General features: G+C 67.5%; 15 protein-coding genes. 7 read left to right on the top strand and 8 right to left on the bottom strand.

Features of this window, described 5'->3' with window-relative positions; genetic code table 11:
- From ACGFRF_RS34225 to ACGFRF_RS34210, 4 genes are all read left to right on the top strand, one after another.
- Positions 1–555: WD40 repeat domain-containing protein (locus ACGFRF_RS34225; RefSeq protein ID WP_393746726.1), on the top strand; the 555-nt coding region annotated here is incomplete at its 5' end.
- A 701-nt stretch (positions 556–1,256) separates the two neighbouring features.
- The gene (locus ACGFRF_RS34220) at positions 1,257–2,438 is read left to right on the top strand and encodes an MFS transporter (protein ID WP_393746724.1); all 1,182 of its coding nucleotides are present in this window, start codon (positions 1,257–1,259) and stop codon (positions 2,436–2,438) included.
- A 288-nt stretch (positions 2,439–2,726) separates the two neighbouring features.
- Complete coding sequence (gene msrB, locus ACGFRF_RS34215) at positions 2,727–3,128, top strand: peptide-methionine (R)-S-oxide reductase MsrB (RefSeq protein WP_393746722.1); 402 nt, start codon at positions 2,727–2,729, stop codon at positions 3,126–3,128.
- A gap of 344 nt (positions 3,129–3,472) precedes the next feature.
- Positions 3,473–4,189 carry a hypothetical protein gene (locus tag ACGFRF_RS34210; RefSeq protein ID WP_393746721.1) on the top strand — a complete coding sequence of 239 codons (717 nt, stop codon included), beginning with the start codon at positions 3,473–3,475 and terminating at the stop codon, positions 4,187–4,189.
- A 158-nt stretch (positions 4,190–4,347) separates the two neighbouring features.
- Here ACGFRF_RS34210 and ACGFRF_RS34205 read toward each other — a convergent pair whose 3' ends face one another.
- From ACGFRF_RS34205 to ACGFRF_RS34185, 5 genes are all read right to left on the bottom strand, one after another.
- On the bottom strand, positions 4,348–5,484 hold the full coding sequence (locus tag ACGFRF_RS34205) for an LLM class flavin-dependent oxidoreductase (RefSeq protein ID WP_393746719.1): 1,137 nt from the start codon (positions 5,482–5,484) through the stop codon (positions 4,348–4,350).
- A gap of 182 nt (positions 5,485–5,666) precedes the next feature.
- Entirely contained in the window at positions 5,667–6,815 is a 1,149-nt protein-coding gene (locus ACGFRF_RS34200) for an NAD(P)-binding domain-containing protein (RefSeq protein WP_393746717.1), read from the bottom strand.
- Positions 6,816–6,873: 58 nt separating this feature from the next.
- A complete protein-coding gene (locus ACGFRF_RS34195; protein ID WP_393746715.1) occupies positions 6,874–7,602 on the bottom strand; it encodes a CE1759 family FMN reductase in 729 nt (242 codons plus the stop codon).
- A complete protein-coding gene (locus ACGFRF_RS34190) occupies positions 7,599–8,063 on the bottom strand; it encodes a MarR family winged helix-turn-helix transcriptional regulator (RefSeq protein WP_393746713.1) in 465 nt (154 codons plus the stop codon). Before ACGFRF_RS34190 ends, ACGFRF_RS34195 begins: the two co-directional genes overlap by 4 nt.
- A gap of 26 nt (positions 8,064–8,089) precedes the next feature.
- Positions 8,090–9,274 carry a CE1758 family FMN-dependent luciferase-like monooxygenase gene (locus ACGFRF_RS34185; RefSeq protein WP_393746711.1) on the bottom strand — a complete coding sequence of 395 codons (1,185 nt, stop codon included), beginning with the start codon at positions 9,272–9,274 and terminating at the stop codon, positions 8,090–8,092.
- Between the two features lie 249 nt (positions 9,275–9,523).
- Between ACGFRF_RS34185 and ACGFRF_RS34180 the strand changes: the two genes are divergently transcribed.
- A complete protein-coding gene (locus ACGFRF_RS34180) occupies positions 9,524–10,138 on the top strand; it encodes a DUF6000 family protein (RefSeq protein ID WP_393746885.1) in 615 nt (204 codons plus the stop codon).
- Positions 10,139–10,378: 240 nt separating this feature from the next.
- Here ACGFRF_RS34180 and ACGFRF_RS34175 read toward each other — a convergent pair whose 3' ends face one another.
- Together ACGFRF_RS34175 and ACGFRF_RS34170 are read right to left on the bottom strand one after the other, a co-directional pair.
- Positions 10,379–10,918, bottom strand: a complete 540-nt coding sequence (locus tag ACGFRF_RS34175) for a hypothetical protein (protein ID WP_393746709.1) — start codon at positions 10,916–10,918, stop codon at positions 10,379–10,381.
- Between the two features lie 28 nt (positions 10,919–10,946).
- Positions 10,947–19,634, bottom strand: a complete 8,688-nt coding sequence (locus tag ACGFRF_RS34170; RefSeq protein ID WP_393746707.1) for a DNRLRE domain-containing protein — start codon at positions 19,632–19,634, stop codon at positions 10,947–10,949.
- A 1,115-nt stretch (positions 19,635–20,749) separates the two neighbouring features.
- On the opposite strand from ACGFRF_RS34170, the gene ACGFRF_RS34165 reads away from it, so the two are divergent.
- On the top strand, positions 20,750–21,214 hold the full coding sequence (locus ACGFRF_RS34165; RefSeq protein ID WP_393746705.1) for an MmpS family transport accessory protein: 465 nt from the start codon (positions 20,750–20,752) through the stop codon (positions 21,212–21,214).
- 435 nt (positions 21,215–21,649) lie between these two features.
- Positions 21,650–21,805: a hypothetical protein gene (locus ACGFRF_RS34160; RefSeq protein WP_393746703.1), complete on the top strand. Its 156-nt coding sequence runs from the start codon at positions 21,650–21,652 to the stop codon at positions 21,803–21,805.
- A 50-nt stretch (positions 21,806–21,855) separates the two neighbouring features.
- Here ACGFRF_RS34160 and ACGFRF_RS34155 read toward each other — a convergent pair whose 3' ends face one another.
- Positions 21,856–22,038 carry a hypothetical protein gene (locus ACGFRF_RS34155; protein ID WP_393746701.1) on the bottom strand — a complete coding sequence of 61 codons (183 nt, stop codon included), beginning with the start codon at positions 22,036–22,038 and terminating at the stop codon, positions 21,856–21,858.
- Between the last annotated feature and the right edge of the window lie 32 nt (positions 22,039–22,070).

Raw genomic sequence — 22,070 nt, 5'->3', positions numbered from 1 at the left:
GACGGCCGCACCCTCGCCACCGGCGGTCGTGACCAGACGGTACGGCTGTGGGACGTGGCCACCGGCAAAACCCGCCGCACCCTCACCGGCCACACCGATCCCGTGGAAGCGGTGGCGTTCAGTCCCGACGGCCGCACTCTCGCCACCGGCGGTGACGACGATACGGCGCGGTTGTGGGACGCGGCCACCAGCGAAGTTCGCCGCACCTTCACCGGCCACACCGGCCCCGTGTACGCGGTGGCGTTCAGCCCGGACGGCCGCACCCTCGCCACCGGCGGTCGTGACCAGACGGTACGGCTGTGGGACGTGGCCACCGGCAAAACCCGCCGCACCCTCACCGGCCACACGGGGTATGTGTTCACGGTGGCGTTCAGCCCCGACGGCCGTACCCTCGCCACCGGCGGCTGGGACAAGACGGTGCAACTGTGGGACGTGAACCTCTCCACACCATCCGAAACCATCCGCCACATCTGCCGGGCCGTTCACCGAGACTTCACCGCTGAAGAATGGTCGCTGTATCTGCCAGGCCGGGAACTCAGCCCAGTGTGTGCCTGACTGTGATCGTGTGGTGGGGTGGCAGTGGGTGGGCGCCAGCGGGATCGGGACCTGACACCGAGTGGTGGACACCTCTGCGCCCGATCCCGGCGGGGGCCGAGAGGAGGCCCCGCATCTTCCGCCACACGCACGACGACGCCCGCCTGGTTGCGGTGCAGACTTGCCAGGAATCAAATACGAGCATATCCTCGTATCTGCCAGGGCCGCCCGGCGCCTCGAATGCGTAAGGGGGGAACTTCTCATCATCGGCGGACGTGTCGATCAGGTGCAGGCGCGCGAAGCCGTCGAGCTATGCGATGCGCATCGGGGCCTCGGCAGCTGAGGGGATCCCGTGAGTGCGAGAAGCGGGTGACTGCGGCACGCACGCCCTGACGCTGACGACCTGAAAGCGCCCCAGCTCCCCGAGCCCACCGTCGACCCCGTTGTCGGCCGCCATGGGGAGCGGGGGTCGTCATCGCGTCGCGCTCGGCTGCCCGAGCGGCAGTCGCGACCGGGCGAGGATTCCCCGCCGACCCCGCGGGATGTCCGAAGCCGTGGGGAGCCGACGTACCGGCGTGGCGGCTGTCGCGCTCAGCGAAGGCCGCTCTTGCCTCATCCCTTGAGCGGACCGTCGTCCACACCGGGCCGCTGTCTAAAGCACCGGCCCGCCATCGAACCGTCCTGATGCCGAACCGCTACATGTTTCGTGGAGCTCTTCCGTCGTGTACCGATCACTCCTAGTCCTGTCCGTCGCGATGTTCGCCATCGGAACCGACAGTTTCGTCATCGCCGGCATCCTGCCGGACGCCGCACACTCCCTCGACGTCAGCGTCGGCACCGCGGGTTGGCTGATCACCGCTTACGCCTTTTCCTACGCGGTCCTCGGCCCCGTCATGGCAGCGCTCACCACGCGCTGGCCGCGCCGCAAGTTGTTCCTCACCGGGCTCGGCATCTTCGTCGCGGGCAACCTCCTCACGGCTCTGCTCCCCGTCTTCGGCGTGGCCCTGGCCGCGCGAGCGGTTGCCGGACTCGGCGGCGCCATGGTCAGCCCCGCGGCCGTGGCCGCGGCCGCCGCGCTCGCGCCGCCGGAGAAGCGGGGACGGGCCATCTCCACCGTTCTGGCCGGCCTCAGCGCGGCCACCGCACTGGGTGCCCCCATCGGCACGGCGATCGGCAGCTTCACCGGCAACTGGCGTGTCACGATGCTGTTCGTCTCCGCCCTGGGCGTCCTCGCCGCCGCGGGACTCGCCCTGCTGCTTCCCAGGATCCCCAACCCACCGCTGATTGCCCTGCGTGCCCGCCTCGCACCGCTCGGAGATCGCCGTGTCGGGATGACCCTGCTGACAACCCTCATGGTCTTCACCGGCCTGTTCACCGTCTACTCCTACATCGCGGAGAGTCTGGACCGTGCCACCGGCGGCAGCGGCACCACCCTCGCGGTTCTGCTGTTCGTCTGGGGCGTGGCGTCCACCGTCGGGACGCTCGGTTCGGGCGCTCTGGTCGATAGGCTCGGCGCCCGGCGCATCCTCAACACCGGCCTCGTGGTGCTCGTCATCGACTTCCTGCTGCTGCCCTGGTCCAGCGCGAACCTGGCCACCTCCATCGTGGCGCTCGTCGTGTGGGGCGTCTGCGGATGGGGCCTCCTGACACCGCAGACGCATCGCCTGATCGAGGCCATGCCGGACGCGGCGCCCATGCTTACCGGCCTGAACACCGCCACCACCTACGTCGGTGTCTCCATCGCGCCGCTGATCGGGCAGGTCGGAATAGCCTGGGTCGGTGCGCACCGGCTCGGTCCCATCGGCGCCCTGCTGATCGCGCTCAGTCTCATCGCTGCCGAGACGGCGCACGTGGTCATCCGCCGCCACCGAGCGCACGACGTGGCCGCGGCACACGCGGCGTGAGTCGCCGGCGGCCGAGTAACGCGCGGCCGCGGATCGCGGGGAAGTTCTCCGCTCCGCGACACGGAAACCGGCATGCCTTCCCCTACGTGGAGGTCGGTGATCCGGGCCTTCGCCTTGAGGTCATGTCTGCCGAGTTCCAACTCGTCGGCAGCCACGTAGAATCGACAGTCGACCTCGGCTGGCGTGGTTTTCTGCCGCTGAGTTCCAACTGCACGACAAAAGGCAACGATCCGTCCAGTGCTGCTCACCTCCTGAAGCAGCGTTCCCGTCCCTGAAAAGGATGAAGTCATGGCGTATGATGTCGAGAAGTCAAATGACGAGTGGCGCGCAGAGCTGACCACGGAGGAATACAGGGTGCTGCGTGGCGCTGTGGACGAAGCGGCGTTCACGGGAGAGTACACCGATACCAAAGAAAAGGGTGTGTACTCCTGCAGGGCCTGCGGTGCTGATCTTTTCACTTCCGAGGAGAAATTCGACTCTCGCTGCGGCTGGCCTGCGTTCTACGACCCCAAGGACCTCGACTCGGTCGAAGTGCAGAAGGACGGGTCCTCCTATCCCGTGGTTCGGTGCGCTCGTTGCGGGTCATATCTCGGAGAATTGTTCGAGGGTGAGGGATTCGCGACGCCGACGGACAAGCGATACTGCATCAACAGCCTGTCCCTGCGGCTGAAGCCTGCGGATTCCGAATGATCTGACTCAGCTCGTCAATCCCGAATCATTGTGTCTGGCTCGGCGTCCGCCAGGCCCTCACCGCCGTGCAGGGCGCCGGCAGGCGGAGCCAGACATCAGGATCGCTGAGGTCGGAGCGCCTCGCGCAGGAGGCGGGGGCCGAGGAGGCGGCCGGCGGCGCGGGCCCGAGGTGCCTACCTGCGAGGTCCAGTTCCCCCCTGGACAAGGCGGTCAGAACAGGATCGCCCACTTGCCGTAGCACGGATAGGAGCATATGCTCCTAAATCTTGGGCGGTCGGCGATTCGCCCGGCGATGCCGAACTGGGTGCCGACCACACTCACTACAGCTCACGGGAGGGTTCGCCATGGAAGATCTGGTCACCACCGCCATCGAGGCGCACGGCGGTCTGGACCGCTACAACCAGTACAGCTCGGCCACCGCGCACATCCGCGTTGCGGGTTCGCTGTGGCAGCTGAAGGGGCAGGAGGGGATTCTGAGTCATGCGGCTGTTCGACTCGACCTGCACCGGCAGCATGCCAGCCACTATCCCTTCACCGCTCCCCACCTGCGGACCTCCTTCACGCCCGAGCGGGTGGCCGTGGAGACCGTCAGCGGCGAGGTGGAGGCCGAGCGATTCGACCCTCGCGCCTCGTTCCCGAGCGAGTTGCACGCTCCCTGGGACAACCTGCAGGTCGCCTATTTCGCCGGGTATGCCATGTGGACGTACCTGACCTCCCCGTTCACCTTCAGCTCTCCCGGATTCAAGGCTGTGGAACTGTCTCCGGTCACCGAGGAGGGCGAGACCTGGAGGCGCCTGCAGATCACCTTCCCGGACCACATCGCGACGCATTGCCGCAAGCAGGTGTTCTACTTCGGCTCCGACGGCCTGCTGCGCAGGCATGACTACACCCCCGAGGTCATCAACGCGGGTCACGCCGCGCACTATCCCTCGGACTACGAGGAGTTCGACGGGATCATGGTCCCGACCCGGCGGCGGGTCTTCCGGCTGGGCGAGGACGGAACGGTGTACCGAGACATGGAACTCGTCACCATCGACGTCGAGAGCGTCCTGTTCATCTGACCGTGGAAGCGCTTCGGTGAGGCCCTGGCGCGTCCCCTGCCGCCCCGCCGGTCCCGTCATCCGCCGCATGACGGGGCTTTTGGACGGCCGGGGCGTCTGGATCGCCGCCCCGGCCTGACCACACGGCTACGGTGGAACAAGCTGACCCTCTTACGCGGTCAGTGCCGTGCCTGTTCGATCTTCGTGGCGGCGTCGGGGACGGTTCGGCCGTGGACGGCGGGGCGTCCGCCGTAGGGGTCCTCATCGCTCCACAGTGTCGTCGGGGCGGCCTTGCGGACGAGCGGTATGACCTCGCTGGCGAAGCGTTCGAGCATGGTGAGCTGCTGCTCGTGCGGGAGCATCGTCGGGAGGTTGAAGGACTGCAAGTCGTGTCCGAACGCCTCGTGCCACCAGAGGATCTTCTCGGCGATCTGCTGCGGCGACCCGACCAGGACGGGGCCGCGCTCGATGGCGTCCTCGATGGTCGGGAACTCCACCCCGTTGCCGGGCGTGTGGTTCCCGGGCTGGTTGAAGTAGGCCATGATCTGCTCGTACGTCGGTCCGAAGGCCTTCTGGGCCTCCTGGGTGGTGTCGGCCAGGTAGAGGAAGCCCGCGCCCGCGGCGACATAGGCGAACCGCGGGTCGTGGCCGTGCTGGACGTACTGCGTGCGGTAGTGGTCGATGAGTACGGCGTATTTGTCGCGGGGCTGGAGGGCGTTGGCGGAGAAGAGCGGGTCGCCCCACTTCGCCGCGAGGTTCGCCGAGGTCAGCGTGGTCGCTGACCCGTGCCACACGCGAGGGGCGCCGGCGAAGGGGCGCGGCAGGCTGGTGACCCCGTTCAGCGGTCCGCGGAAGCGGCCCTGCCAGGTGACGTCGTCCTCGCGCCACAGCCGGCGGAGCAGTTCGTACTTCTCCGCCAGAGCATCCCACTGGTCGCCGTTCTCGATACCGAACATCGGGAGCTGACGCAGCTCGTTGCCCTTGCCGATGACGAGTTCGAGCCGGCCACGGGAGAGCTGGTCGATCGTGGCGTAGTCCTCGGCGACGCGCAGCGCATCGTGGATCGACAGGACCGACACACCGGTCTGGAGCCGGACCCGGCTGGTGGTCGCGGCGATCGCACCGAGCAGGACCGTGACACCGCTGGAAAGGAAGTCGCCGGCATGCCGCTCGCCCAGCGCGACCGCGTCATACCCGAACTCCTCGGCGTAGCGTGCCGAGGTCAGCGCCTGGGAGTACCGCTCGTCCGTGCGCACTTCACGCCCGGTCACCGGGTTCTTGACATGCGGCAGGATGTCGAGGACTTGAAATTTCATGAGGAAACCTCTGGTTCTTTCATTGGACTTGTGATCAGACCGCCGTGAGACAGTGCTGGGTCAAGGCTTCGGCCATGCCTCGGCCCTGATAACGGCGCGGCTGCCGCCGTCGGAGGTGGGACCTGGCCGATCACCGTGCGAAGCCGGGAGCATCGACCAGGAATGGACTGGTGCGGGAATGGTCAATCACCGGCCGCTGCGCCCCCTGCGCATGCACGTGCCGCGGTACCTGCGTTGCTCGGCGGACCACTCGAAGCAGCGTTCCACTGCCGCAACAGGCTGTTCACTGCCTGACGACCGGAGCGGTTGGAGCCGACGGTGGACTGAGACGGTCCGTAACCGACCAAGTGCACGCGTGGTTCGTCGGCCACCTGGGTACCGCGCATCGTGATCCCACCGAACTCGTTGCGCAGCCCCAGAGGCTCCAGGTGCGCCAGGGCAGCCTTGAAGCCCGTGGCCCACACGATCGCGTTCACCGACGTGAAGGAACCGTCTGCCTCGCGGACTCCGCCGGGTTCGATGGCGGTGAACATGGGACGACGCCTAAGTGCCCCGCGCTCCTTCGCCGCCAACGCGTACGGCGTCCAAGCCAGGTCGGTGTAGGAGACGACGCTGCCGGTGGGTCTGCCTGCTTCGACATCGGCGGCGACCTTGGCGACGATCTCACGGCCGGCGACCTCGGCCTCGAACTCACCCTCACGGAAGACGGGTTCGCGACGCGTGTACCAGGACGTGGTGGCCACCCGTGAGATCTCCTCCAGCTGCTGGAGTGCCGAGATGCCACCGCCCACAACGGCGACCCGCAGCCCGGCGAGCCGGTCGGCCGAGACGTAGTCGTGGGTGTGCATCTGGATGCCGGTGAAACTCTCCTGCCCCGGGTAGCGGGGACGGACGGGGTTCGTCCAGGTGCCGGTGGCGTTGATGACCGCCCGGGCAGTCCAACTGCCTGCGCTGGAGTCGATCACCAGCTCCCCGTCGTGCTGGGCGTTCACGCGCCGTACGGCGGTGACGGTCACCGGCCGCAGGATCGGCAGATCGGTCACTTGCTCGAAGGCAGCGAAGTAGCGGGGCACCGCTGTACGACTGGGCTCGTCCGGGTCGACGGGCGGTTGAGGGAAGTCGGGCAGGTCGAAGATGCCGTTCACGGTCGCCATCCGCAGCGACTCCCAGCGGTGCCGCCACGCCCCACCGGCTGCCGGCTCTGCATCGAGCACCACGAAGGTCCGGTTGCCGTCCGGGCCGTTCGTGCCCTTCAGCGCGCTGGTGAAGCCGCGCCGCTTCAGGTGGTAGCCGGCCGAGAGCCCCGACTGCCCGCCCCCTATGACCACCACCGTCGCGTGCCCACCGGTTCGATCCAGGCCCGCTGGTCCCCGTGCCGGGGCGGGTACGTCAGCGTGCATCCGCCTGGTCACCGGCCAGGGGGCGTGCGGTTTGGCCGGTGGCCAGGCGCATGAGATCGGTGTCGAAGTCGACGTCTTCGATGCCGTGTTGGGCGCGGGTGGCGTTGCCGCCGAACGCGTGCCGGTAGCCCGCCCAGTTGTCGTCGGCGATTTCGCGGCCGGCGCCGCTGCGCAGGAAGGCGGCAAGTTCACCGGCCGCGCGGGCGATGCGCTTGCCGAGGTCGGTCGAGCCCCAGTCCTCCGGTACGGCGTAAAGAGAGGTCGGCATCGGGATCGCCCGTAGGAACGCGAACAGCGGTCGGAGATGGTCATCCACGACCATGCTGTGCCTGGCCGAGCCACCGGTGGCAGCGAGTACGACCGGTTTGGCGATGAGCAGGTCGTTGTCGATCAGGTCGGCGAACGACTTGAACAGGCCGCTGATCCCCGCCTTGTAGACCGGAGTCGCGGCGATGATCGCGTCCGACTCGGCGAGCTTTGCGATGGCGTGCTTCACCTTCGCATCGTGTATCCCCGAGACGATCGACCGTGCGATCTCAACGGCGAGAGGTCCCAGATCGATCGAGCGCACGGTCGCGGCAATGCCGATCTCACGCAGGGCGTCGATGCTCTTCTGGGCGATCCGGTCGGACAGCAGCCGGGTCGAGGACGGATCACTCACCCCGGCGTTCACGACCGTGATGGTGACTTGCTGGGAGGCGGTGGGCACAGTGTTCATGCGGTGTTCCTTGCGTCTGGCTTCGTGTGCTGCGAGGTTGCCGGCGGGGCTGCGGCGGTAAGCGCCTTCCCGAGGTCGCGCAGCGCTGTCAGTTGTGACGCGGTGAGCGCGCGGGTCATCGCCTCCCGGACGTGTCGCGCGTGTGCGCGACCGAGGCGCTGCTGAACATCGCGTCCCTCGGTGGTCAGGACGATGCGGCAGGCACGGCCGTCGTCGGGATCCGGGAGACGCTCGACAAGGCCGCGCTTCTCCAGCCGCGCCACCAGCCGGGAGACCCCGGCCTGAGTCAACAGGACGTCGTCGATCAGCTCGGTGATGCGCAGACCGCCCTCGGCGCCGGCGAGGGCGTAGAGCACGCCGTACTCACGGGGCGGGAAGTCGCCCCAATCGCCGCAGTACTCGAACTCGCGCGCGAGTGTCGCCTGTGCCCTGAACAGCGCTTCCCAGGCCTCGTTCGCCAACCTGGTCAAGCCCCTGGTGTCCGTCATCACGGGCCGACCGGGAAGCGAGCCGCGTAACCTGAGGCACTGTCCTGGTAGGGCGAGGTGCCCGAGAGGTTGTCGCCCCGATTGGGGTTCGGTCGCAGCTGGCGCGGTTCGGCGTCACCGTACTTCGCCTTGACCAGCGAAGCGTGCGTCGGTGCGTCCGGGACGCCGGGCTTGCGACGCGCCTCCATCTCCCGGCGCAGTACCGGGACCACCTCGGTGCCCAGCAGCTCGACCTGTTCCAGCGCCATGTCGAGCGGGAGGGCGAGCGCGTCGACGGAGAAGAGCTGGCGCTGGTAGTCGCCGAATCCCTCCTGGAAGGTGAGCACCTTCTCGATGACCTGTTGCGGGCTGCCCACCGTCAGCGGCGTGGCGGCCATGTACTCCTCCAGCTTCGAGCCGCGGAAGACCGGGTAATTCTCGAAGTAGGGCCGGTACGTGTTGATGGCGTCCTGGGAGCGCTTGGCGATGAACGCCTGGCCGCCCAACCCCACGATGGCCTGGTCGGCGGTTCCATGTCCGTAGTGCTCGAACCGTTGCCGGTAGAGATCGACGAGCGGCTTGAAGTGGAAGTTCGGGGCCAGGATGTGGTTGGCGAAGAACCCGTTGCCGTAGTACGCCGCCTGCTCCGCGGTCTCAGGGGTGCGGATCGAGCCGTGCCATACGAAGGGCGGGACGTCGTCCAGCGGGCGCGGGGTGGAGGTGAAGCCCTGCAGCGGGGTGCGGAACTGTCCCTCCCAGTCGACCACGTCCTCGCGCCACAACCGGTGGAGCAGGTTGTAGTTCTCCAGGGAGAGTGCGACGCCCTGGCGGATGTCCTTGCCGAACCACGGGTAGACCGGGACGGTGTTCCCACGTCCGAGCATCAGGTCCAGCCGCCCCTTGGCGACGTGCTGGACCATCGCGTAGTCCTCAGCGATCTTCACCGGGTCGTTGGTCGTGATCAGGGTCACGGCCGTGCTCAGGATGATCCGCTCCGTCAGCGCCGCGATGTGGGCAAGCAGAGTCGGCGGAGAGGACATCACGAACGGGGGGTTGTGATGCTCACCCAGCGCGAAGACGTCGAGGCCGACCTCGTCGGCCCGCCGGGCGATCTTGATCAGGTTACTGATCCGCTCCGCCTCGCTCTGGGTGTAACCCGTCGGGTCGGGAGCGATGTCACCGACCCCGAAGATGCCGAACTGCATGCCGTTCTCCTGTCAACTGGTACATGACTGCACTGATACATGACTCCGCATGTATCCAAACAGCATGACGGCGCATGCATTCCCGGACCTGTCCGGCGGCGCTGTGATCCTGGTCATAGCTCACGGCCTCACCCGGCGCGGGTGGCGGTGCCAGGGCGCGGACGTTGCCGCCCCCTTCAGCAGCCGAGCGGCGCAGTGTCGAAAGGAGGTGGCCTCCTTGCACACCAGTGGGGCAGGATCGGCCCTGTGATGCGTCGTGCCCATGAGGATCCCGAGCTGCTGGCCCTGGTTCGCCGCTACGTCACGCCCGAGCGGCGCTACATGAAACTCGGCGGAAACTTGCTGCGCATGCAGAGTCCTGAGTACGACCGCTTCGTGCGAAGGCTGAGCGAGGACTCCAAAGTCATCACTGCGGAAGAGATCACCACCCTTCTTGAGGGCGGGTGGCGGGAACGGAGGACTGCGACTTGGCTCGTGGCCGTCTCTCGCCGAACCGAGTTCCGTGAGCGTCTCGGGGAGCTCCTGCTGGCCAGCGAGGTCTGCTGCGCTGGTTCTGCCTATTGCGTGACCCTGGCCAGTTTCGGGACGCCGCGCGACTCTGAGCTGCTGGTCGCCTACCTTGATCGCTACCTCCGCCGACCCGACCTTGCCTACGACCAGACGGCGGCCATGGCCGCTCTCTTGTTCATCGACCTGAATGCCCAAGGTGACCAAGCCGCCCGTTTCCTGGGACCAGGCGCCCTCTGGCAACAGTGGCTCCAAGACGCACCCCACATGCGGGGTGTCACGGACCCGTCCCCGTCTTCCCTGAGCCACATCCGTCAGCTCTGCGCCTTCGTCGACGAGTGCGCCGACATGAGTTGATGGCACGCCGGCCAGGGCGATGCCTTCGTCGTCCAGCCAGGCCGGCAGTTCCAGCGGCCGCTGAATGAGGGAGCGTGTCCGCGCCAGGGACGAAGGGCTCAGCCCTCGGGACGGCAGGGTGACCGCCTGAGGGCCGGCCGCGGCGCGGCAGGGCGGAGGGCCCGGACCAGGTCCCGGTCCGGGCCCTCCGTTCTCACCGTTTCGCGTAAGCCGCCGGATCGGACGGTTCGCCGCGGTGGGTCAGCGCTTCGTCCAGGCGGCCTCCCCTCGCCCGAAGAGGTCGACGTCCTCCAGCGGGCTCTTGGGGAACTCGCCCCGCAGCAGCCGGGTGAGGAACTCCACCATCCCGCATTCGTAGCGGCTGAAGAGGTCGTCTCCGCGGTTGAACACGAGCACCGGCCAGGCGGCCGGGTCCTCCCCGGAGGCATCCCAGCACATCATGTCGGCGGCGGAGTCGACCCCCCAGTTGATCAGACGGGGGGAAGTCCCCTCCAGCTCCGGTGACTTGTCCGCGAGCTCCCATGCTCCCTCGACGGTCAGGGTCTCCTGGACCATGCCGTCCAGGCCGGCCTCCTCCAGCGGCACCTTGGCCTGCGGCGCGTCGACGACCAGGAAGCCCTGGACGGTTCCGGCGCCGTACTCCTCGATGAACCGCTGGTAGTCGGGCGGGAACGGCCGGCCCCACGACAGGGCCATCCCTTCCCAGTCGACGGACGTGCCGCCGTCCCGCGGCGGCGGCATCAACCGCCGCAGGGCGTCCACATCGGCTCTCGCGCTCATCGTCGGCTCCTCTCCTTCGTCCCGGCCGTCATGGTGTCGAACCCGTCGGTACGGGCGTGCCGTTCTGCGACTGCGTACCCAGGTTGGCCCCCGTGCTCAGGGTGTTCGGGACGGGGACCAGGTTGGTGAGGTTGATCCCCACCGTGCCGTCCGGGTACGTGCCGTAGGCCGAGATCTTGTAGCTCGTCGGGACGGTTCTGCTCCCCTGATAGACGGGCGTCACCGAGTACATCACGTCCTGACCGGCGTTGATCGCCGCCTTCACCTGCTTCTCGACGGTGTACATGCTGTTGCTGCCCTGTGTCGAGCCCGACTGGGGGAAGTTGGCGCCCCGGGCACAGGGGGACAGGTTGCGCAGGTCGGTGCCGGACCCGCCCAGGGCCTTGCCGAGCAGGTGGCAGTTGTTGATGTTCTTCGACTGGTCGAGGCCCTGACTGGTGGCGAAGCCCTGCGCCCACTGGTAGCCGGGCGGCTGGACACTGGCCGGCGTGCCCGTGTGGGAGGCGAGGTATCCCTTGTTCAGGCATGCCGTGACACCCTGCGCGCGGTTGCCGTTGCTCGCGTCCGTGGCCTGGAAGTTGTCCCAGCCCTTAGGTCCGCAGTTGAGGGGCTGTCGGTTGCCCGCCGTGGGCGCCGGTGACGGTGTCGGGTTGCCGCTGGGCGCCGGTGTCGGCGTCGGAGACGGCGACGGTTCGTCGTCCGTGTCGTCGGCCGTATCCGTGTCGGAGTCGACGTTCTCCGCCACCACGACCGCCGTGACCACGACGGCGGCCACCACCGCCGTGACGATCAGGGCGGGGATCACCACCTCCGGGGCGAAGATAGCCGCTGCCGCGAGCGCCCAGGCGAAGTGCCCGTCGATCTCCACGTTGCTGATCGGGTTGCCGCCCGTGAACGCGTAGCGGTTCCCGGTGAACGGATCGCTGCCCAGACCCATGTCGGCGAGGGCGCCGTTGTACATGTCCCGGGTGGTGAAACGGTTGAGCCCCGGGTCGTAGTCGCGGAAGCCCATGTCGTACGTGCCGGAGTTCTCGTCCCACCGCTTGGCGTTGTAGCGGTAGGAGTTGTATTCCTCCTTCGTAGGGTCGGCCGGGTCCGGCTTGTCGATGCCCGTGTACTCCGACTTGTCGGCGTTGCCGTAGGCCGTGTAGCCGTACGTGGCCTTGGTGTTGCCGCTGTCGTCGGTCAGGGTCTCGACGTCGGTGTGGGAGTTGTAGCCGTAGTAGCCGTCCTCCTTGGTCCCGTCGTCGTCGTACTTGACCTGTGACAGGCGCTCACCCCACGGGCTGTACTGGTAGGACTTGGTGAGCTTGTCGGCCACCTCCTCCGTCAGCACGCTGTCGGACATGCCCAGGTACTGGAAGTCCGTCGTCTTGCCGTCGGTGGTGGTCGACCTGGTGCGGTCGAGCGGGTCGTAGGTGCTGGTCGTGGACTTCATCGTGCCGTCCGCACCCCGCTGCTGGGACTCCACGACATGGTCGAAGCCGTCGTAGACGTTCCGCGACTGGACCTTCCCGTCCACGGTCGTCGACTCCGTACGGCCCAGTGGGTCGTAATTGAAGGAGGTGACGGCTCCGCCGGTGGTGGAGGTCTGCAGCCGGTTGCGGTCGTAGGCGAAGTCCGTGGTGACGTCGTCCACCGTCTGCTTGGTGACGTTGGCGTTGTCGTCGTGGACGTACGTCTCCGTGTTCGCGCCGTGGCCGGTCTTGACGGCCTTGGCTATGCGGTCCACCGGGTCGTAGGTGTACGAGGTGGTGGACTCGAGGTACGCCGAGTGGTCGTCGGCGTTCATCTTCTTCGACTGGTCCTGCGACTTGTTGCCGTTGGCGTCGTAGGTGTAGGCGTGCGAGGCGACCAGGGTGCCGTCGGCCTTCTTCTCCTCCGACGTCTTGAGCGTTCCGTCGGCGAAGTAGGAGTTGGTGACGACGTTGCCGTTGTCCTTGGTCTCCGTCGCCGTGTCACCGCGGTCGTTGTACGTGAACGAGGTGACCTTGGGGCCGGCGTCGGAGGGCGAGGTGCCCACGGAGACCGACTCGACCTTCTCCCTCAGGTCGTAGGTGTACGACGAGAACTGTTCGGGGTGGGTGATCGTCTCGGGCTGGTCGTCGGCGTCGTAGGTGTAGGACGTGGTGGTCTTCGCCGCGTCGGCGAGGGACTCGGTGACGCCGCTGACCTTGTTCAGCTCGTTGTAGGCGAGCGTGTACTTGTCGATGTCGGCGCCCGGCGACAGGTCGTCGATCACCGACAGGTTGTCGTTGAGGTCGTACGAGTAGCGGAACAGGTGCTTTTCGTTGTCGGCCTCGTCGGACAGGTCACGGACCAGCTTGACGCCGTCCGCGACGACCGTGCCGTCCGTGCTCTGGAAGAGCTGGAGCTTGGACGTGTTGCCCTGGCTGAAGTCGTACTGGCCGAGGCTGACCCAACTGCCGCTGCCGGCCGACTGGTCGACGGTCTTGTCGACCGTGCCGCCCTTGTGGGTCAGCGTGTACTTCGCCGACTTGCTGCCCCCGGAGACCGTCGGGACCCTCACGTAGGCCGTGTACTTCCCGTCCTTCGGGATGTTCAGCGTCCAGGTGAAGGAGTCCGTCCCGCCGCCCGCGGCGTGGGTGCGCACGTCGTAGCCCAGCTGACCGGTCGCGGTGGTGGTGCTCCAGGTACCGGTGGTGGCGACGTTCTGTCGGTCCGAGTCGTCGACGAGCGGGACCGCGGTGCCCACGGGCACGCCGTCGTCGGTCTTCTCCTTCAGCTTGCCGTTGGGGTAGTAGCTCCAGCCCATGGTGCGGCTGACGTCACCGTCGGCCGAGGAGATGGTGCGGGAGGTCTGCAGACCGACATCGTTGTAGTCGTAGCTCGTCGTGATGTCCCACGGGTCGGTCGAGGTCCTGGCCCACCCGTTGTCGAAGTAGGTCTGCACGGTGTCGTTGCGGACGGTCTGTCCCGCGGACGGCGGCATCGAGGTCTTCACGACGCGGCCCGCCGCGTCGTAGGTGGTCTCCGTGTAGATGTTCGCGTTGTTGTACCGGGAGTCCGACGGGTCGTACGGCAGGTACTGCCTCACCGGCCGGTTGAGCGCGTCGTACTCGGTGCGCGAGGCGAAGTCACGGTCGTCCGCCGTGTCCGTGCCACGCGGCGTGACGGTCCGGGTGAGGTTGCCCACCTGGTCGTACTCGTAACGCGTGATCCGGTAGGCGGTGCCCGAGCCGGTGCCGTCGTGCGGGACCTTGAGCTCGGTCTTCTTGCCGCGCTCGTCATAGCTCGTCAAGGTGGTGTTGCCGAGCTGGTCGGTCGCGGAGACCTGCAGCCCGTCCTTGTCGTAGCCGCGTGAGGAGGTCTTGCCGGCCGCGTCGGTGAGCTGGGTGACGCGGTGCTCGAGGTCGTACGCCATCTTCGACGAGAAGTCGTCCGGATCGGACGTCCGGTTCTTCTTGGGGTCGATGACCTCGGTGTTGTTGCCGACGTCGTCGTACCGGTAAGAGATCTTCTCGCCGAGCGAGTTGACCACGTCGGTGGTCTCGTAGATCGCGTCGTAGTGGTTGGTGGTCGTGTAGTCGTCCGGGTCGTCCGCCGTCGCCGTGCCCTTGGGCTCGGTCGTCGTCAGTACGTGGCCCGTCCTGTCGTAGGTGTAGGTCGTGGTCCGGTCGGGCGCGGTGTCCGAGTCCTTCGGCGCGGTGGCCGCGGTGATCCGGTCGGCCGCGTCGTAGACCGCCGTCGACACCGCACCGCCCGGCGCGGTGGCCTTGGTGACGTTGTCGTTGGCGTCGTAGACCGGGGCCGGCGTGGTGATCAGGACGTTGTTCGCCTGGTCCTTGGGCTCGGTCTGCACCAGCGGACGGCCGTACGTGTCGTAGGTCTGCGTGGTGATGTGACCCAGCGGGTCGGTGACCTTGGTGACGTTGCCGCGCTCGTCGTAGACGTAGCCGCTGCTGTCGTTCAGCGCGTCGGTGATCGTCGCCGGGTATCCGGTCGGGCCGAACTCGCTGTTCGTCGTCGCGTGGCCGCCTGCGTCGGTCGACTTCGACATCTCACCGTACGCGTCGTACACGTAGCGCGTGGTGTAGTCGCCGGCGTCCGGCGTGGCCACGCCCTTCGGGTCGGTGACGGCCGTCAGGTTGCCGAAGGTGTCGTAGCCGAAGTTCCAGGTACGGCCCTGCGGGGACGTCTTGCGGAAGATGTCCGACGAGTAGCCGTCGAGCCGCTTGACGTACTCGTACTGCTGGGAGTTCGCCGGGTACGTGCCCGCCGCGCAGTCGCTCTGCGGCGGCACCCCCGCCTTGTTGAACTCGGCGGTGCGCTTCCACAGCGGGTAGCCGGTCAGCGGGTCGTAGCAGTACGCGGTGGTTGCGCCGTTGTTCTCCTCCATGTAGGTGACGTTGTTGTTCGCGTCCCAGGCCAGCTTGGTGGTCTGGTTCTTGGCGTTGGTGGACTGGACCGGCCGGCCGTAGTCGTCGGTGACGTACTTCGTGGCGTGGCCCTCGGCGTCCGTGACCGTGGTGTCGGTGTGGGCGGTGTTCGCCGCGTCGGCCGCGTAGGCGAAGTCCGTGTGCCCGCCGAGGCGGTCCGTCAGGGTCTGCGTCCACCAGTGGTACGCCGGGTCGTCGCCCTCCTTCGGGTAGTAGTACGCCAGGCCCGTCGCGTGGGTCCGCGGGTCGGTGATCTTGACCAGCTTGACGTTCTTGTTGCCCTGGGTGGCGTCGTACTCGAAGCCGAACACCTTCGGCTGGGACGAACCCGCGCCGTCCGTCAGCTTGGTGAGCAGCCCCTGGTCGGAGTACTCGAAGGTCAGCCGGCGCCCTGAGATGTCGGTCACCGACTTCAGGTGGTCGATGATCTTCGGGTTGCTGGTGTCGCTCTTCGTGAAGTACGTGGCGGTCAGCGTCTGCCGGCCCGCCGGGTCGGTGATGTACGTGAGGAACTTGGTGGGCTTGTTGTTGGACTTCCGCTCCGCGTACGTGAACGTCTGCGTGTTGCCGTTCTTGTCGACCGTCGACGACAGGTAGCCGTCGCAGCCGAAGAGGAAGCGGGTGCCGTCCGGCTTGGTCAGCGTCCAGGCGTCCGGGATCGGGTCCTTGTTCGGGGTGCAGTCCAGGCCCGGCTTGGCCGACAGCCTGAAGTGCACGCCCGCCGGGGCCTTCCAGGTGCCGTCGTCCTGCAGGCTGAAGACGTGCGTGGTGCCGTCGCCGTCCGGCAGCCGGACCTCGGTCGGGTGCGGGTTGGGGTGGAAGTCCAGCGGGCTGCCGAGCCGGATCGGCCCCGACGCCTGCACGGACCAGCCCGCCCCGGCCACCGTGTCGGAGGTGTCCTGGGTGTTGTAGGCCAGGCGGAAGAAGGTGTTGAGACCGCGTCCCGGGTTGCTGAACGCGTTGTACTGCCACACGCTGTTGCCCGCCGCCGTGTTGGTCATCAGCGACGACCCCGCGCCGGTGTTCACGCCGTTGTACGAGTAGAACTTCTCCAGGCCGAGCTGGTCCGAGGTCGGGTCCTCGACGGCGACGGTCTGCCGCAGCCCGGGGATGCCGTCCGTGCCCGAAACCCACGTGTCCGCCTGGGTGTCGAGGACGTCCCAGACCAGGGCGTAGTCGGTGCGCTTGTTCCCCGAGTCGGAGTTGATCGGGGTCTTCACCTGCGCCTGGAGGGTGACGGAGTCACCGGGCAGCAGGTCGGCGGGCAGTGCCGTCCGCACCTGGTTGCCGCCGTTGGTGACGTCCGCGCCGTCCGGGAGCTGCCAGCGGTAGGTCAGGACGTGCCGGCCGGCCTTCCAGGGGGCGGTGGTGGTGTTGGTGAGGGTGAACTCGACCGTGTGGTCGGAGTTCGGCGTCATCCGCGCCGGGGTCTGCGGCGCGTAGTACGTCGAGTCCGTGGTGGAGTCGATGTACGTGACCGCGAGCCGCGGCCTCAGCCGGGCCTCGACGCCCTCGCCGGAGACGAACAGGGTGCGTTCCTGGACCCCCGCCTCGTCGGCGAGCTTGACCATGACACCGTGCTGGCTCGACGGGGTCTTCACCCAGCCCTGCACCGTCGAGGTCATGTCCCACTCGTGCTGGACGGGGTCGTTGGTGAACCCGCCGTTGTCGGAGACCGCGTTGCCGGCGTCACCGCCCGCCGTGGTCCACGTCGTGCTCGCGTCGGCCTTCTGCCAGGTCGCCGTCGCCTCGTCGAAGTCCCGTGTGAGCGGCCGTAGTTCGTAGTCGGCCGTGCCGGTACCCGAGCCGTCCGCCGTGACGGTGGTGAAGCCCCACATCTTCATCTGGGCGTCCACCACCCGCGCCGTGGACGGGATCCCGAGCGCCGGGAACTTCGCCAGGGCACGGCTGGTGCCGTAGGTGGCCGAGTTGTCACCCACCATCAACCACGGGTTGGCGAGACCGCCGTCGGTGATCGTGTCGTGCGGCTGCGTCGGCTGGTTCGCCGTGAGTGTGGTGTCCTGGGACGCCTCCACCAGCTTCGTGACCCGGCCGGCCTTGGGCAGTCGCACGAGCTGAGTGGGCGCCGGGATCAGCTGCCCGTCCCGGGTCCTGACCGCGATCATGTAGTAGTAGGCCCGGCCCAGCGGATCCGCGTCGTCCGCTCTTGTCGGCACCGCGGAGGTGTCCGCGTAGGAGGTCGTGCCCGGGGCCACCGGAGCGACCAGGGTGGACTGCGACGGGGTGAAGTTCTGGTACACCGAGCGGTGCACCTGGTACTCGACGATGTCGTCGCCCGGGGAGGTCGACGGGTCCTGGTACGCCGACCAGTCGAGGTCGGCGCCGGTGGCGTGGATGGTGTCCGGGGCGGCCAGGTTCACCCCCTGCCGGCCGAAGGTGAGCACCAGACGCGGCTCGTTGGCGTACTCGCCGCCGTACGCGTACTCGCTGCCCTCGTAACGCGGGCCGCCCTTGGGGCCGTTGGCCGACTCGTCACCGGCCTTGACGACGAACCCGTAGTTGGGGTAGCTGCCGTCGATCCACTGCTGGACGGTCTTGGTCACCGAGAAGGTGTGCCAGGCGTTCGACTCGCCCGGCGCCTTGGTGACCACGCCGCCCTTGGTGAAGCGCATCGCGTCCGCGAGGACCGCGGTGGAGGTGGACGCCGGACCGTCGCCGAGGACCACCTTGCCGGCGGTGCCGGCCTTGAACGGCAGACTGCCCAGCGTCTTCCACACGCCCGCCGATCCGGCCGCCTGGTTGACGGTGTACGACTTGCTGCCGCCGTTGTAGGTCACCATGTACGGCGCGCCGGTGGCCCGGTCCGAAGCGGGCACGTAGTGCGTCTCGACCTGGTACGTGCCGTCCTCGGGGAGGTTCGGCTGCCAGGTGTAGGTGTCACCGGCCACCGAGTCCTTGTTGTACAGGTAGTCGCCGTTGACGGCGTACTTGGTGTAGTCGGTGTTCCCCGACGCCGGCCAGGAGCCCTTGGCCGCCGTAGTGCCGGTGTCACCGTCGTCGACCGTCACCGACGTGCCGGACAGTTCGCCGGTGATGTCCTTGGCGTTGCTCCACGTCGCGGTGGACTCGCTCCACTGGGCGGTCGCGCGGTGCGCCTCGAGCTGCACCTCGTTGTCGTCCGTGGTGTGGGTCTGGTCGAAGTACAGCTTCAGGTCGGCGGAGTCCAGCTTGGTGCCGGCCGGGATGCCCGTGACCGGGAACCGCAGCAGGGCGCGGGAGCTGCCCGTGTTGGTGTTGCCGACCGAAAGCCGCCAGCTGCTGTCGTAGTTGTCGCTGGGCCCGTCCGAGGAGATCATCACGTCCTGCGCCTCGGACGGCGTAGGCATGATCGAGATCGTCGGGTCGACGGTGACCGGATACTGCCGTGCGGGGTCGGCAAGCCACTTGGCGTCCGGGGTGACGGTCACCTTCCAGGTGCTGCCGCTCTTCCCGTCACGGCTGAGCTTCTGGCTGACGGAGGTGCTGTACCTGGTGCCGTACGGAGAGCCGGCGTCCTTCTTCGCGTCCGTCATGAAGGCGGGCGGGAGCTGGAGGACGGGGGAGTCGTCCTTGCCGTACAGGAGGATGGAGCCGTCCTTGCCGGCCTTGGGCGTCAGGCCGCCGGTGTCCAGCGTGAACGTGAACGACACCGGGCTCTCCGGCCGTTCGTGAAGGAGGATGCTCTCCTTCACGCTGCCGGGCCCGACCTGGTACCGCAGGTCGGCGTTCTGGTCCTTGACCGCGCCTTTGTACGTGACCGCGTTGCCCTCGGCTGTCGGCGCCAGCTTGCCGGCGTGCGCAAGGCCGAGCGTGACGGCCTGCCCCTCGGCCGTCTCGAACCGCACCAGGTGCCGTGAGTCCTTGCCGAACCAACTGCGGGCGCTGTTCGTGGTGTTGGCGAAGGTGTACCCCGCCTTGCCGGACTTCTCGACATCCGCGTCGATGGACTTCCAGCTCTTGCCCGACCGGTAGGCGGTCGGCACGGCCGAGACCTCGGCCTGCACCCGCCCGTCGGACAGCTGCCAGTAACGGGAGTACGGCGTACGCCTGTTGGTCAGCTCATCGAGGCGCTTCGCCTTGGGTGCCGCCTTCCCCCTGGCCAGCTTGTCCCGGCTCGGAAGGGTCGGCGTCCCACCGGTCTTCGGCTGGGTCGGCCGGTAGCTGTTGTCGTCGTCGGTGAACCAGCCCTTGATGGTGTCACCTATGCTCTTGCCTGTTCCCTTGCCGTCGCTCTGCGACGGGATGGCGGCATAGGCCGCTTGAGGAACGACGGAGACGATGACCGCGGTCGCGACCGTCAGAGTGAGCGCCCGCATCCTCCTGCGTTGTATTCTCCGGGAAATGCCGTATCTGCTGGATCCGCCGAATGCCACGGATCTGCCGGATTGCTTGGACCTGTTGGATCTTTGTCTCGATCCCAACGCGAATCCCTTCTCTTTATGCGCGTGGACGTCTGCGGCGTGCAGAGCTTCACGCAACAAAAAGGTCCGCGGCATACGTCGCGAACTCGGCTTGTCCACTGACTGTCAGATGCGTGTCGACGCTGCTGATCCTCCTGCTCGGCGTCAGCCCGGGGCGCATGCACGCATGGCGCTGAGGACTGTCGCTCCACGCCTGTCTGAGCGTCAATCACCGTCATGGCCAGGGAATTTGGGGGCTAGGCATGTTCGGCCATGGCGCGCAGGCTGCGGGTGGGAGGGCGTAGTGCGAATCGCCCTTGGCCACCGGCGGGACGGCATCCGGCGGCAGCTTTCGCAACGCTCCGGCCACCAGGGATGCGGCAATCCGACTTCGTCTCGCCACCCACGACTCCTTGTCACGCATGCTCGACAATCGCGACACAAGTGGCCGCTTCCACGTGCGTGAGTTTCGGAGCGCTATATCCCGACACATGGCCGGCATGGCCATTCCGGCAGCCCCCTCTCGGGGTCGTCGCCGGCGTGCAGGGAATTACCAACCGCAGCACCGTACATCACGTACGCAGACGCGACCGCAAAACACCGGCCGTAGCACACGCCTAAGCCGGTATTGCGACCAGTGCTGGGGGACACCGAATCAGCGACGGGACTGTGACACACAGATTTCGGCAGGTCCAGGGCGCCGTCGCTGCATCAAAAATCTGGGCAAACCATACATCCAGCCAGCAGGTTAACCGAGTTCTTACCGATTTGACGGCACAGTTTCAGCCATCACGAATACGGCAACCTTGGCGTTCACTTTACCTTCAGTTGGCACTGCTTTGCCGAGTGTAAACATTCATTTGAACACGGTGCAGGGTTCGCTTGGATTTCAGGTCTTGCATCGGGGTTACGAAACCGGCCTTTCGGACCTAGCCTTGCGCCCTCTCACCACATTGGCTCTAATCGACGGGCACACCGCAAGGAATTCGAAGCCAGGCGCCCACCACCCACCTGCGGAACGGAAGTCGGCGATGAGGACCCAGACAGCGGCAAGCACCGAGAACCCCGACATCGACGACACCGCGGCGGCGCCCGTCACACGGCGACGCCTCCGCCCGCTCGTCTTCGGCGGCGCCCTTCTGTGTGTCGCCACCGCCGGCGCCTTGTTCGCCACCCACGACACGAACGACGAGAACGGCGCGGGAGCCAGGCACCACAGCCCCACCGTCCCCGTGGCCTACCACGTCACCGGACACGGCACCGCCCAAATCAACTACGCCGGACCGGACGGCAAACTGCACACCGTCAACGCCCACCTGCCCTGGCACAGCAACGCCAACATGACCACCGGGGCACACGCAGCCGTCTCCATCGTCCTGGGAAGAGAGGGCGGCAACGCCGCCTGCTCCGTCAGCATGCACGGCAAGATGGTCCAGCACGCCACCGCCTACGGCTCCTACGGTCGCGCCAACTGCGCAACGGGCGCCGGAGGTTGACGTCACCCGGCCCCGCTCCGCTGCGCCCGCAGCCGCTGCGGTCCCGATTCCCTCGCCACAAACGTGAGTAGGGAGGTGTTGCCAGCTCTGCTCGCCGCCACCACCGACCCGCCGGGGCTCCGGCTCCTGCCCACCCCCCACGACGTCGACCCGACCTGGCGACGAACCCGGCCCAGACGCCGAAGCGGCCGCACCTCCGGCCTCGGCAGTCCTGGCAGCCGTCGGGCTCGACCTCGTCGTCCGGCTCGGTCTCAAGCTGCGCCGCCGCGGTCAGGCCGCCGGCGCGGTCCACCCTGACGCTGCGCTTCGCGGGCGGCACCGTTCGGGAGAAGACCCGACGCCTGCCCGCACCCTCTGGCCACGAGGAGGACCTGCGCACGCTCGCCTACCAGCCGATGGACGCCGCCGGCGGGCAACGCCCCCCTGACCGGGCTCGTGCCGAAAGGCGCGGACCTCGTCGATGCCGGCCAGGTCACCGAGCAGATCAGCCTGGACGGCGCCCGGGAGTCCCGGCTGGTCGCCGAGCAGGCCATGGACCGCATCCGGAAGAAGTTCGGACCCGACTCCATCGGGCCGGCCGCGCGACGGTGATGCATCCGACGCGGGAGGTTCCGGGGAATACCACTGCGGTCACCTGGCGATCACCCGTGAACTGGCTTACGGACCAGCTCGCAAGCGAAGCTCACCGTTTCCGTGAGCCGGTCGTCAACCGTGTGGCGGCTCAGTTCGGTGGTGAGGTCGGCGTCGAACTCGGCGGCGTGATCTGCGAGCACCGAGGGCGGCAGGAACGACGTCGACCGAATGTGCCCGGCGAGCTCACCCATCGTCCACTCTCAAGAGGCGTCCGGGCCTTCGT

Source organism: Streptomyces sp. NPDC048521, assembly GCF_043199855.1.
Lineage (GTDB): Bacteria > Actinomycetota > Actinomycetes > Streptomycetales > Streptomycetaceae > Streptomyces.
Note: the sequence above shows the minus strand (reverse complement) of the source record. Positions and strands in the feature narration are given on the sequence as shown.

Bases quoted from the DNA above. Each gene is read 5' to 3' on its own strand.
- msrB (WP_393746722.1), top strand. From the start codon at position 2,727: ATGGCGTATGATGTCGAGAAGTCAAATGACGAGTGGCGCGCAGAGCTG.
- ACGFRF_RS34210 (WP_393746721.1), top strand. From the start codon at position 3,473: ATGGAAGATCTGGTCACCACCGCCATCGAGGCGCACGGCGGTCTGGAC.
- ACGFRF_RS34205 (WP_393746719.1), bottom strand. From the start codon at position 5,484: ATGAAATTTCAAGTCCTCGACATCCTGCCGCATGTCAAGAACCCGGTG.
- ACGFRF_RS34195 (WP_393746715.1), bottom strand. From the start codon at position 7,602: ATGAACACTGTGCCCACCGCCTCCCAGCAAGTCACCATCACGGTCGTG.
- ACGFRF_RS34185 (WP_393746711.1), bottom strand. From the start codon at position 9,274: ATGCAGTTCGGCATCTTCGGGGTCGGTGACATCGCTCCCGACCCGACG.
- ACGFRF_RS34180 (WP_393746885.1), top strand. From the start codon at position 9,524: ATGCGTCGTGCCCATGAGGATCCCGAGCTGCTGGCCCTGGTTCGCCGC.
- ACGFRF_RS34175 (WP_393746709.1), bottom strand. From the start codon at position 10,918: ATGAGCGCGAGAGCCGATGTGGACGCCCTGCGGCGGTTGATGCCGCCG.
- ACGFRF_RS34170 (WP_393746707.1), bottom strand. From the start codon at position 19,634: ATGCGGGCGCTCACTCTGACGGTCGCGACCGCGGTCATCGTCTCCGTC.
- ACGFRF_RS34165 (WP_393746705.1), top strand. From the start codon at position 20,750: ATGAGGACCCAGACAGCGGCAAGCACCGAGAACCCCGACATCGACGAC.
- ACGFRF_RS34155 (WP_393746701.1), bottom strand. From the start codon at position 22,038: ATGGGTGAGCTCGCCGGGCACATTCGGTCGACGTCGTTCCTGCCGCCC.